At 50.6% G+C, this 11,947-nt stretch carries 11 protein-coding genes and 2 tRNA genes; all 13 read right to left on the bottom strand.

What is annotated here, in order from left to right:
- Positions 1–121: 121 nt before the first annotated feature.
- Positions 122–210 (bottom strand) — tRNA-Ser (locus DW922_RS16265).
- Between the two features lie 65 nt (positions 211–275).
- A tRNA-Ser gene (locus DW922_RS16260) sits at positions 276–361 on the bottom strand.
- Between the two features lie 375 nt (positions 362–736).
- The gene (locus tag DW922_RS16255; protein WP_118727119.1) at positions 737–1,300 is read right to left on the bottom strand and encodes a glycerol-3-phosphate responsive antiterminator; all 564 of its coding nucleotides are present in this window, start codon (positions 1,298–1,300) and stop codon (positions 737–739) included.
- On the bottom strand, positions 1,297–2,025 hold the full coding sequence (locus DW922_RS16250; protein WP_118727118.1) for a glycerophosphodiester phosphodiesterase: 729 nt from the start codon (positions 2,023–2,025) through the stop codon (positions 1,297–1,299). The genes DW922_RS16255 and DW922_RS16250 overlap by 4 nt, the downstream gene beginning before the upstream one ends.
- Before the next feature lie 227 nt (positions 2,026–2,252).
- On the bottom strand, positions 2,253–2,615 hold the full coding sequence (locus tag DW922_RS16245) for a DUF1667 domain-containing protein (protein WP_118718849.1): 363 nt from the start codon (positions 2,613–2,615) through the stop codon (positions 2,253–2,255).
- 1 nt (position 2,616) lies between these two features.
- Positions 2,617–3,894, bottom strand: coding sequence for an FAD-dependent oxidoreductase (locus DW922_RS16240; protein WP_118718848.1), 1,278 nt, complete (start codon positions 3,892–3,894; stop codon positions 2,617–2,619).
- Between the two features lie 9 nt (positions 3,895–3,903).
- Positions 3,904–5,340 carry an NAD(P)/FAD-dependent oxidoreductase gene (locus DW922_RS16235; protein WP_118727117.1) on the bottom strand — a complete coding sequence of 479 codons (1,437 nt, stop codon included), beginning with the start codon at positions 5,338–5,340 and terminating at the stop codon, positions 3,904–3,906.
- A 104-nt stretch (positions 5,341–5,444) separates the two neighbouring features.
- Positions 5,445–6,137, bottom strand: a complete 693-nt coding sequence (locus DW922_RS16230; protein WP_118718846.1) for an MgtC/SapB family protein — start codon at positions 6,135–6,137, stop codon at positions 5,445–5,447.
- A gap of 143 nt (positions 6,138–6,280) precedes the next feature.
- Entirely contained in the window at positions 6,281–7,243 is a 963-nt protein-coding gene (locus DW922_RS16225; RefSeq protein ID WP_118727116.1) for an ABC transporter ATP-binding protein, read from the bottom strand.
- A complete protein-coding gene (locus tag DW922_RS16220) occupies positions 7,233–8,243 on the bottom strand; it encodes an ABC transporter ATP-binding protein (protein WP_118718844.1) in 1,011 nt (336 codons plus the stop codon). The genes DW922_RS16225 and DW922_RS16220 overlap by 11 nt, the downstream gene beginning before the upstream one ends.
- A 30-nt stretch (positions 8,244–8,273) precedes the next feature.
- Positions 8,274–9,158 (bottom strand): ABC transporter permease, encoded by an 885-nt coding sequence (locus DW922_RS16215; RefSeq protein WP_118718843.1) that lies wholly within the window; start codon positions 9,156–9,158, stop codon positions 8,274–8,276.
- Positions 9,159–9,162: 4 nt separating this feature from the next.
- Positions 9,163–10,098, bottom strand: coding sequence for an ABC transporter permease (locus DW922_RS16210; RefSeq protein WP_118727115.1), 936 nt, complete (start codon positions 10,096–10,098; stop codon positions 9,163–9,165).
- Positions 10,099–10,241: 143 nt separating this feature from the next.
- Positions 10,242–11,858 carry an ABC transporter substrate-binding protein gene (locus DW922_RS16205; protein ID WP_118727114.1) on the bottom strand — a complete coding sequence of 539 codons (1,617 nt, stop codon included), beginning with the start codon at positions 11,856–11,858 and terminating at the stop codon, positions 10,242–10,244.
- Positions 11,859–11,947 lie beyond the last annotated feature (89 nt).

The raw sequence follows: 11,947 nt of genomic DNA, 5'->3' as shown, positions 1-11,947 counted from the left end.
CACTGTTCAATCTTTCATTTTCAAGGTTCATGTTGTTGCTGTTCTCAGCGGCAACATTCGATATTTTAGCACGTTGTTTTCGCTTTGTCAACAACTTTTTTCATCTTTTTTGAAGATGAAGCGCAGAAGGAGGGATTTGAACCCTCGCGCCGCTATTAACGACCTGCACCCTTTCCAGGGGTGTCCCTTCAGCCTCTTGGGTACTTCTGCAAAGTCCCGATGCCTGAACATCAGTAAATATTATATTGTCATCGGCAAGCCTTTCGCTTGTCCAACGGAGAGAGTGGGATTCGAACCCACGCGCCCTTGCGGACAAACGGTTTTCAAGACCGCCTCGTTATGACCACTTCGATATCTCTCCTCAAACGTGCTTTACTATATTACCAAAAGCTTTCGTTTTTGTCAAGAACTTTTTTAAGTTTTTTATCGGTGTTTCGTTCATGTCTTGCTCGTCACACGCGACTTGATGAATTTTAGCATACCTTATTGTTCCTGTCAACCCTATTTTTTACATTTTTTTATTTTTTTCGTTTTTCTCGTTTGAACCCCCATTTCTACAGCTAACCAAGACTATATTATGTCCGCACTATGCTGGTAACAACAGGCTTTTTATGAAAAAAGCAATTTCCTATGAAACAAAAATACAGCATGCCAGATATCCGCACTAAAATGCATCTGGCATGCCATACTTCTAAATACTACGTTTTCTTACGAACGGATATATCACGATCAGTTTCTAAATATACCAGAGTTTCTGCCTGGTCGTAGAGATTGCGTCCGCTCCTGCCTCGAACAGTTCCATAACTTCTTTCTTTTCTGAGATCAGTCCGCCTGCGATCAGCGGGATACTGGTGCTGCCGCGAAGACTTTTTATGATCTTCGGCATAACTCCGGGCATGATCTCGATCATATCCGGGTGAAAGCTCTCCAGCATCTTTCTGGTGTTGTCTACCGCCATGGAATCAATGATAAAAGCACGCAAAATGCCGAACATCTTCAGTTCCTGTGCCCTGCGTACCAGCATCGGCTTCGTGCTGATGATGCCATCGGCCCCTGTCTGCTCTTTCAAGAAGTCAATCGCCACTTCCTTTGATCCGAGTCCCTGGACCAGATCTGCATGCACCATGGCGTACTTTCCATGACTTTTCAATTCAGAAACAATGTTTTTAATACTGCAAATATTTCCATACAGGATAAATACGACCTGGCATTCCGTATCCAGGCATTCTTTCAGACCGGCATCATCTTTAATCGCTGCGATCACCGGTGATATTTCCAATAAATCGATTGCCTTTATCATTTTTTACTGTCAATCCATCCTTTGCATACACCCGGGTAGTTGCTGATCACACCTTCAACGCCCCATTCATCCATCTGTTCCAGCGCCCCCATATCATTGATGGTCCAGACATTCAGCGGAATATGGTGTTCCTTACAGCTGAGTACCATATCTTCTGTCAAAGCCTTTACACCCGGATGATAATACTGGAAATCGAACTTCTCGCAGTAATATCCAGGATTTCCGAGATCATCATACTCTACCAGGGCTCCGCAAGGGATATCCGGTGCCAGTTTCCGGAGCAGGGTAATGGAGGAATGCAGGAAAGAAGAAAATACGATCCGTTTCTCCAGTCCGTACTTTTTCACCATCTCCAGTGTCTTTTCTTCCAGATTTTCATAATAATAAACACCTGACTTGATCTCAATATTTGTCACAAGACTGGTATCCTTTACCCACTGGCAGTATTCTTCCAGGGTCGGGATCGGTTCAAATCCATACTTACCATTCCAGACTGCTGCCGCATTCAGTTTCTTTAACTCAGCCAGCGTGTAGTCTCTTACCCAGCCGGTTCCGTCCGTGGTACGGTCTACCCGCTCATCATGGATGATCACAACCTCTCCGTCCTTTGTGAGCTGTACGTCCAGTTCAATTCCATAGCAGCCGGTTTCTTCTGCCTTTTTGAATGCCAGCATGGTATTCTCCGGGTATCTGCCGCTGTAACCTCTGTGCGCATATACTTTCATCTTCCTGTCCTCCTGTCTGTTTGCTGCTGTGTGACCGGCAGCAAGCCTTTGCCGGTACATCACATTCCAGACCGGCAAAATCTCTCTATCTGTAATTTCGAAGATGCGCATACCGTTTGCGCAAATCACCTGCAAACTGATGTATCATCATCTTCCCGTATCATAGCACAGCCCCACCCGCATGTCTATACGGGCGGGGCCTGTGAAAACATTTTATGTCAAACCAGTTACGCCCTTTCCACATTCTTGGTCGCAATAACCGGCACTCCGGTACCAGCACAGTCTTCGATCACAATATCTCCGATATGGACCGGCGCTGCAACAGAAACCCTGCGGATTTCCTCCATGCAGGCAAAGATTTTGTCTTTTGGGATATCTTCCTTCGTCTTTACAGATACCATAGGAATCACACCGTCATTTACATGGACAGAGGATGTCACCACGCGGGTCGGATCCGTCACTTCTTTTTTTGCATAGATTTCTCCGCGTTTACAGGTATTTCCGGTTACCGTGATCCCGGTTTCTTCCATCGTTACCGTCAGAGGGCACCCCAGCGGACATCCGATACAGATCAGCTCTCTCTTCTCCATCTTACTCCACCTCCGTACAAATCACGATTTCTTTCAGGTCCGGATACTTCTGCAGTTCTTCCTTCTTCAGGATCACCTGCTCCATCTCACCCGGTGCCAGAACCTTTTTCTTTCTCGCCTGGACGCGCTCTCCGTCGAGGTAAACGCAGATGATGCGGTCACGGTATACATCGGCTACGCGGAAGCGCACGACCACCTGATCCTTCATGTTGTTCACATCGATCGTCTGCGGAACGGTATAACGCACACCGTTCTCAGCCTTTAAGACTGCCACATGTGGCTGGGCCTGCTCTGTCTTCTCTCCGCGCTGCTTTTCCACGTATGCAGCTGCATTGCTTCCTGCGAGTGTAGCTTCCTCAGATACATAATCAACCAAGTCGTGCACGTGCAGGACATTGCCGCACGCAAATACGCCCTCCACACTGGTTTCCAGCTGGTCGTTAACATCCGGTCCGGAGGTAACCTGGTTCATCTTTACGCCTGCTTCTTTAGTCAGCTCGTTTTCCGGGATCAGACCAACAGACAGGAGCAGGGTATCGCAGCTGTAATGCTCTTCAGTGCCAGGGATCGGCTTACGGTCCGGGCCCACCTGGGCCAGGGTAATGCCGGTCACACGCTCTTTGCCCTGGATATCCACTACCGTATGGCTAAGCTTTAATGGAATTCCGTAATCATCCAGACACTGGACGATGTTTCTCTTTAAACCGCCGGAATACGGCATCAGCTCTGCTACAACCTTGACTTTTGCGCCTTCCAGGGTCATACGGCGGGCCATGATCAGTCCGATATCACCAGAGCCAAGGATCACAACCTCTTTTCCCACACTATAGCCTTCGATGTTCATCAGACGCTGTGCAGTTCCGGCAGAATAAATACCGGCCGGACGGTATCCAGGAATGTTCAGGGCACCTCTCGGGCGTTCCCGGCAGCCCATGGCAAGGATCACAGCCCCTGCTTCTATGGTTTCCATGCCGTGTTCACGGCTGATCACGGTTACCTCTCGTTTTTCATTGATATCAATGACCATGGTATTTAAACGGTACGGGATTTTCTTCTCCTCCACCATAGCAATATAGCGCGCTGCGTACTCCGGTCCGGTCAGCTCCTCTTTAAAGGTATGAAGACCGAAGCCGTTGTGGATACACTGGTTTAAAATACCTCCAAGACTGCTGTCGCGCTCTAAAATGAGGATATCCTGAATGCCGGCTTTTCTTGCTGCTATAGCCGCAGCCAGACCTGCCGGGCCGCCTCCGATGATTACAATGTCATGTCTCATGATCGCTCCCCCTTATTTCTGACCGGTCAGCATCTCAGATCCCGGTGCATTCTTGCATACTTCTTCCATACGGATGCCAAGTTCTCTTGAAAGGATTTCCATGGTACGCGGCGTGCAGAAGCCAGCCTGACAGCGTCCCATGCCCTGGCGCACGCGGCGCTTGATGCCGTCTAAGGACTTTGCTCCCAGCGTTCTGGTGATCGCATCTACGATCTCACCCTCACTGACGCTCTCGCAGCGGCAGATGATGGTGCCGTATGCCGGATTTTTGCGGATCAGCTCTGCCCGTTCTTCTTTGCTTAAAAGTTCCGGCCGTACGATGCCCTTTCTGGTCCCGTTCCAATCCTCTTTCTTTTTGGCATTCAGTTTCTCTGCTACTTTTTCAGCCAGCCACTGGCCGATTGCCGGTGCGCTGGAAAGTCCCGGTGACTCAATTCCTGCTGCATCGAAAAAGCCCGGTGCATCCGAAATCTCTCCGATCACAAAGTCATCTCCGTCCTCATGGGCACGAAGTCCCGCAAAAGAAGTGATAACCTGGCGGAACGGAATGCCCTTCACGCTGAGTGATGCACGGCTCATCAGGGAATCCAGCTCCTCTGCCACGGTTGCAGTCTGTTCTTTGTTCTCAATATCCGTTGCAGTCGGTCCGGTCAGCAGATTCCCGTGTACCGTCGGGCTGACCAAAACGCCTTTGCCCATCTTGGTCGGAAGCTGGAAAATGGTATGGCTTACCAGGCTTCCTGCCTCTTTGTCAAGCAGGCAGTAATCCCCTTTTCTTGCAGTAATGTGAAGCTTCTTTTCACTCACAAAATTATGAATCTGATCGGAATAAACACCGGCTGCATTCACCACGCAGGCTGTGTGGATCTCGCCCTTACTGGTTTTCAGCACATAGCCCTCCGCTTCTTTTTCAATCGTTTCCACCTCTGTCAGAAATTGGAATTCCACACCGTTGTCGCATGCATTCTCTGCCAGCGCAATCGTCAGACCGAACGGGCAGACAATGCCGCCGCTCGGAACATCCAGCGCTGCTACCACGGTATCTTCGATATTCGGCTCTCTTTTCCTTACTTCGTCCCCGCTGATGATCGACATACCTTTTACACCGTTCTTTACACCTTTTTCATAGAGTGCCTCCAGGGCAGGCTTATCCTCCTCTGCAAAGCAAAGGACCAGGGAACCGTTGCGTTTATAATCGAAATCCAGCTCTTTCGAAAGCTCCTCCATCATCTGGCTTCCCAGAATGTTGAACTTTGCCTTTAAAGAACCCGGTTCCGCATCAAATCCGCCATGTACGATGGCACTGTTCGCCTTGGAAGTCCCGGAACACACATCTTCTTCCCGCTCTACGACACAGGCCTTTACCTGATACCGGGAAAGTTCTCTGGCTACCGCACAGCCGATGACTCCGCCGCCGATGACCACTACATCATACTTCATACTGTTCATACTCCTGTCTCCTCTATTTCAAATCCGGGACCAGCATTCCAGCTGTCTTCATATACCAGATTTGTTTGCTGCGTTTCTGTTTTTGAAACACCTTAGTTCTTTCATTACTCGCTGACTGCCAGAACCTCATCCATTTCTACCAGTCTGGCAAGCAATTTTGTTTTCTGATAGCCCGGCGGGAATACCACATCGAACTCCAGCTTTACCTCATCCTTTTTGGTCTTGTTGATTTTTACAGAAACTACACTAAGTTTCTCATGCTGGAGATAATCCTCCATAGACTGCACGATTCCTTCCTGTTTTACCAGGGTCATGCGGATCAGGCCTCCGGATGCCACATCAGCGAAATAGGCGATCCGGTGCATCACGAACTGGATCATCAGCACCAGCAGGGCACTGCAGATTCCCACTACATACATGCCTGCACCGAGTGCCAGACCTACCCCCGCCGTTGCCCAGATCCCGGCTGCCGTGGTCAGTCCATTCACCAGATTGTTCCGCACAAAGATAACACCTGCTCCCAGAAAACCGACACCGCTGACCACCTGCGCTGCTACACGGGCAGAATCCACCTTTTCCACATCAGCAAACCCATATTTGGAAACCACCATGATCAGTGCTGCCCCCAGTGCTACGATCACATGGGTGCGGATGCCCGCTGATTTGTTGCGGTTTTTCCGCTCATTTCCGATCAAAAGTCCGAGAAAAGCTGCTACGACAATGCGTATCAGATATTCCGCCTGGACCCAAAGTTCCGGAGCTAAAAACTGTGCCAGTACCGGCCAGAGCTTCAGCATTCCAGACACCCCCTTTTTCTTTTGTCAGTCCGCAAAATACAACAAAAGCGTCCCCAAAGAAGCACAGATCGATTCTGTGCTCTTATGGTTACGCTTCCTCTTATGCTCTCGCGCGTATGGATGAAATTGTCATGAAACCATTCTTAAAACTCGTTTACCCTGCTGCAGGCAACAAAATGTCCCGGTTCGATCTCGCGAAGCTGCGGGTTTCCATTCTTGCAGCATTCTGTCGCACAGTCACACCGCTTCATAAAACGGCACTCGTCCGGCAGGTTGACCGGAGAAGTGATCTCACCGCGGATCAGCTGGCGAGCCGGCTTTTCCTTTCCGACGATCGGAAGCGGAATTGCAGACAGCAGTGCCTTGGTATACGGATGCACCGGATTCTGGAAGAGTACATCGGATGGTGCTTTTTCTACCATCTGTCCCAGGTACATAACCGCAATGTCGTCGGAGAAATATTTTACGACCGACAGATCGTGGGTGATGAAAATATAAGTCAGTCCCAGATCAGCCTGCAGTTTTTTCAACAGGTTTAAGATCTGTGCCTGAATGGATACGTCCAGTGCAGATACCGGCTCATCGCAGACGATCAGCTTCGGTCTTACAGCCAGTGCACGGGCGATGCCGATACGCTGGCGGCGTCCGCCATCCAGCTCATGCGGATATACGTTCATGTAACGTTCTGCCAGACCTACGGTCCGCATCAGCTCCAGGGTTCTTTCCTCAATATCGCTCTTGGACTTTAACAGCTTGTGTTCGATGATCGGCTCACTGATGAGCTGCATCACGGTCTGTCTCGGGTCAAGCGAGGAGAACGGATCCTGGAATACCATCTGCATCTCCTGACGCAGCGGGCGCATCTGTTTGCGGCTGTAATTGGTGATATCCTGTCCGTCGAAAATGATCTTTCCTCCGGTCGGCTCAAGCAGTTTTAAAATGGTCCGTCCGGTGGTGGACTTACCGCATCCAGACTCACCTACGATACCAAGGGTCTTGCCCTCTTCGATCTTGAAGCTGACTCCGTCTACCGCATGAAGCTGTCCGCCCGGGGTATTGAAAAATTTTGTGAGGTTGTCTACCTCAAGAATTGTCTTACCTGCCATCTTGGTTCCCCCTTAATCTGAATTCCGGATCTTTATAAGCGCTGCAGGCAACAAAGTGTGTCTCGCTGCCGTCCACGGATGCCAGCTCCGGAACTGCCTTTGTGCATGCTTCGGTCGCATAAGGACAACGCGGCGCAAATGCGCATCCCGGCGGCAGATCCGACGGGTCCGGCATCAGTCCTTTGATCGGCACCAGCTCCTCACCGCGCTGCTTTAAGTTCGGCAGGGAATCAAACAGTCCTTCTGTATATGGATGGCGCATGTGATTGAACACATCGTCTGCCGTTCCTTTTTCTACGATACGGCCGGCATACATAACTGCCACGTCCTCACAGACCTCTGCCACAACGCCGAGATCGTGGGTGATCATCAGCATGGACATCTCTTTTTCCCGGATGAGCTGTTTCATCAGCTCCAGAACCTGCGCCTGGATCGTCACATCCAGTGCCGTGGTCGGCTCGTCCGCGATCAGAAGCTGCGGGCTGCAGGCCAATGCGATCGCGATGACAACACGCTGCTTCATGCCACCAGAGAACTGATGCGGGTAATCGTAGGCACGGGATTCTGCGATGCCTACCATTTTCAGCATTTCTTTTGCCTTCTCAAAGGCTTCTTTTTGGGAGATATTCTGGTGGATCGCAATACTCTCACCGATCTGGTCTCCAACCGTCATAACCGGGTTTAATGCAGTCATCGGATCCTGGAAGATCATGGCAACCTCGTTGCCGCGCATTTTTTCCAGCTCTGCCGGTGTCATTTTTAATACATCTTTTCCGTCCAGTTTGATCTCGCCGTCTTTGATGACCCCCGGCGGGTTCGGAACCAGATTCAGAATGGAAAGCGCCGTGGTAGTTTTGCCCGCTCCGGTCTCACCTACCAGGCCTAACGTCCGCTTTTTTGCAATAGAAAGATCAATGCCGTTGACCGCATGGACATCGGCATCCTCCGTCTCGTAGTGGACTACCAGGTTTTTTATATCAAGTACTAACTCTTCAGCCATACCCTATTCCTCCTAACATTTTTCAGCTGCCTATTTTTTCAGTTTCGGATCCAGTGCATCGCGCAGTCCATCACCCAGCAGGTTCAGTGCCAGAACGGTGAACATAATGGCAAGACCCGGAATGATACACATATAGCTTGCATCACGGATGTGACTTCGTCCTGCAGAAAGCAGTGCGCCCCACTCCGGTGCCGGTGCCGGAACACCGATTCCAAGGAAGCTTAAGGATGAAGCGGAAATGATGGTGGTACCGATCAGCAATGTGATCTGTACGATGATCGGTGACAGACAGTTCGGAAGAATATGCTTTACGATGATTTTCCAGGTCGGCAGTCCCATGGCGTAGGAGGATTCTACATACTCCTGGTCACGGATCGTCATAACGGAAGCACGGACGATACGTGCAAAGCTGCTGGCGCAGGAAAAGGCCAGGGCGATCATTAAGTTTACGGTGCTCGGTCCTAACAGGGAGACGATAACAACCGCTGTCATAATGTTCGGAATGGAATAGAAAATATCGATGCCGCGCATGATGATGGAATCGGTGATGCCGCCCTTAAAGCCTGCCTGGGAACCCAGGATGGTGCCAACGATCAGGCCAAGAAGCACAGAACCGACACCGATGATCAGGGAATAGCGTGCTCCGTAGATGATACGGGCAAATAAGTCACGTCCATATTCGTCGGTACCAAACCAGTGCGCTGCACATGGTCCCATCAAACGGTCCTTCATATTCTGGCCGATAACATCCTTCTCATAGTCAAAGATGACCGGGCTGAAGGCTGCTGCCAGTACCAGAATCACCAGGAAGGCCAATCCCAGCATAGCACCGCGGTTTTTAGTCAGGCGCCGCCAGGTCTCCTGGAACAGCGTCCGTTTTTTATACTGTTTTTTGATTTCGCTTGCCTGTGCCATTGTATCACCCCTTCTTACTGTACTGTGCTTTGATTCTCGGGTCAAAGAATGCGTAGATCAGGTCAACCACCAGGTTGATGATACACATCAGGATGGAACACATGATGATCGCACCCGTAACCATCGGTGTATCGCGCTTGGAAATGGAATCATAAACAAGACGTCCGATACCCGGCCAGGAGAATACGGTCTCCGCAAGAACAGATCCAGTGATGACCAGGGACATCTGAAGGCCGATCGCTGTGATGATCGGGATCAGCGCGTTCTTTAAACCGTGCACGGTGATGACCTGCTTCTCGGAACATCCCTTTGCACGTGCGGTGGTCATGTAATCCTGACGGAGCACGTCCAGCATGGACGAACGCGTCGTTCTGGTGATCAGGGCCGCAAGGCCGAAACCGACCGTCACCGCAGGCAGCACCAGACTGCTCAGACCTCCTTTACCGCCCGTCGGGAACCAGCCCAGCTTCAGCGAGAATATGATGATCAGCATCAGGCCCAGCCAGAAGTTTGGCATGGACGTGCCGAACAGGGCGAATATCATACCCGCTGTATCTTTCCATGTATTTTGGTGTATCGCTGTGTAAATACCGAGCGGCAGGGATACCACTACGGCAATGAGGACAGCGGCTCCGCCCAGCATCAGCGTGTTCGGGAGACGCTCCATAAAGGTCTTGAATACGTCACGCTTGGTCACATAGGACTTGCCCATGTCTCCGGTCAGCATGCCTTTCATATAGTTGCCATATCGTACGATGAATGGGTCATTCAGTCCAAGTTCTTCACGGATCTGCTCGATCTGCTCTGGCTTCGCGTTATCGCCTGCAAGCATTAACGCCGGATCTCCTCCGGTTAAGCTCATGGCCCAGAAGATCAGAAATGAGGTTACCAGAATAACCGGGATCAGCATGATCAGTCTTTTCCCAATGTATTTCAGCATTTGCCTGTCGCTCCTTTTTGTGTGTTAAAAGGCCTACATGGAAACTTGCGGGGCTTTTGAAGCACCCGCAAGTCTTTTCAGCCATTATGTTTTTGTTACAGAACAGATCCTCTTACAGATCCGTTTTCACACCGCGTTTCTCTTTACTCTGCGATGTAAGCGTGACGCCAGTCGTGGTTGCCGCCGCCATAGAAGTACTGTCCCTGAAGGTTCTTGTTGTATGCAACAACCAGGTTTGCAATGTATAACGGAACCTGCGGGCATGCATCTACTAAGTAGGTCTGCAGCTCTTTTGCGGTCTCAAGACGTTTGTCCTGATCCTTCTCAGTTGCTACGATGTCGATCATCTCGTCTGCCTTGGAGTCAGAATAGTGATGATAGTTGGAGCCGGAACCGGTATAGAACAGGTCACGGTATACGAAGTCAACCTTGGAGTCCTCGTTCCATCTCCACAGGAAGAGTTCCTGATTGCCGTCTACACAGGTAGATTTTAAGGTTGCAGTCTCCATCGGCTCAAGGGTTACGTTGATGCCGATATCTGCCAGGTTTGCCTGGATGATGGTTGCGATCTGCTCATACGGAGCACCGGATGCATAGGTTAAGGTGGTGCTGATGCCGCCGTCCGGGTAACCAGCCTCTGCCATTAAGGATTTTGCACGGTCTACGTCGTAGTCGAAACCATCCATGTCATCATAGAAGCCCCACAGACCACGGTTTAAGATGGTGGTCTGCAGTGTGCCCTTGCCATATACAGCTGCCTCAAGGACTGCGTCACGGTCGATCGCGCATGCAACAGCCTGTCTTAAGGTCTGGTTGTTCCACGGCTCCTTCTCTACGTTAAATGCGAAGTAGAAAAGACGGGTACCGGTCTGCTCGTAAACGGTAATGTTATCGTCATCCTCTAAGTACTGCAGCTCATTGATCGGCGGGTTTACGCAAACGTCGATCTCGCCTGCCTGCAGTGCCATAACACGGGAGGATGCCTCGATGTATGGGCGGAACTCGATGGTCTCAGCTACGCCAGGAGCCAGATTGTCGTCTGCCGGGAGATCGTTGCCCCAGTAATCGTCAACCTTAACCAGGCGGCAGTATTCACCCTCTACCCACTCGTCGAACTTGTACGGGCCGGTGCCGATGTAGTACGGATCCTCTACGCCATCATCGTAAGCCTTCTTGGACTGGATGGATAACGGAACAGATGCTAAGGACTGGATGAACTCGTTGTTGTATTTCTCGATCTCGATCTCGATGGTGTAGTCATCCACTACGGTACATCCAACATAGCCTGCCAGAACGGAAGCTACCATGTTACCGGTTGCCATATCCAGAGTGAATTTTACGTCCTCTGCGGTCATCGGGGTCTTGTCGTCATCGTTGAAGTGTACATCGTCACGCAGCTTCATCACGATGTGGGTGTCGTCCTTGAACTCCCAGGAGGTTGCCAGACACGGGCCGAACCGCTCATCTCCCTGGGAACCATTGTTGAAGAATACCAGAGTCTGGTGGGTATTCTTTAACACGATGTTGTTGATCTGGTCCTGCTGCTGCTGAAGATCCAGGTTGTTGATGTCAGCGTCGGTACCGATGATCAGGGAGTCCTTATGGCCGGCCGCTGTGGAGCCTGCCTCGGCTCCTGCCTCAGAACCACCTGCTGCCTGACTTCCCGAATCAGAACCAGAACTGGTTTTTCCGCCGCCGCAGCCTGCTAAGGATACTGCAAGCATAGCAACACTGAGCAGCAATGCGATTTTTTTCTTCATACACATTTCCTCCGTTTTCTTATAATCATCCGGCCTGTGCCAGTCGGACGTGTTCGTAATGACTTATTAATAAACCTCATACACCGCAT

This window comes from Clostridium sp. AM42-4 (assembly GCF_003480105.1).
Taxonomy (GTDB): Bacteria; Bacillota; Clostridia; order Lachnospirales; family Lachnospiraceae; genus Brotaphodocola.
This window is presented reverse-complemented; position numbering and strand designations above follow the sequence as displayed.

Bases quoted from the DNA above. Each gene is read 5' to 3' on its own strand.
- DW922_RS16255 (WP_118727119.1), bottom strand. From the start codon at position 1,300: ATGATAAAGGCAATCGATTTATTGGAAATATCACCGGTGATCGCAGCG.
- DW922_RS16250 (WP_118727118.1), bottom strand. From the start codon at position 2,025: ATGAAAGTATATGCGCACAGAGGTTACAGCGGCAGATACCCGGAGAAT.
- DW922_RS16245 (WP_118718849.1), bottom strand. From the start codon at position 2,615: ATGGAGAAGAGAGAGCTGATCTGTATCGGATGTCCGCTGGGGTGCCCT.
- DW922_RS16235 (WP_118727117.1), bottom strand. From the start codon at position 5,340: ATGAACAGTATGAAGTATGATGTAGTGGTCATCGGCGGCGGAGTCATC.
- DW922_RS16230 (WP_118718846.1), bottom strand. From the start codon at position 6,137: ATGCTGAAGCTCTGGCCGGTACTGGCACAGTTTTTAGCTCCGGAACTT.
- DW922_RS16225 (WP_118727116.1), bottom strand. From the start codon at position 7,243: ATGGCAGGTAAGACAATTCTTGAGGTAGACAACCTCACAAAATTTTTC.
- DW922_RS16220 (WP_118718844.1), bottom strand. From the start codon at position 8,243: ATGGCTGAAGAGTTAGTACTTGATATAAAAAACCTGGTAGTCCACTAC.
- DW922_RS16215 (WP_118718843.1), bottom strand. From the start codon at position 9,158: ATGGCACAGGCAAGCGAAATCAAAAAACAGTATAAAAAACGGACGCTG.
- DW922_RS16210 (WP_118727115.1), bottom strand. From the start codon at position 10,098: ATGCTGAAATACATTGGGAAAAGACTGATCATGCTGATCCCGGTTATT.
- DW922_RS16205 (WP_118727114.1), bottom strand. From the start codon at position 11,858: ATGAAGAAAAAAATCGCATTGCTGCTCAGTGTTGCTATGCTTGCAGTA.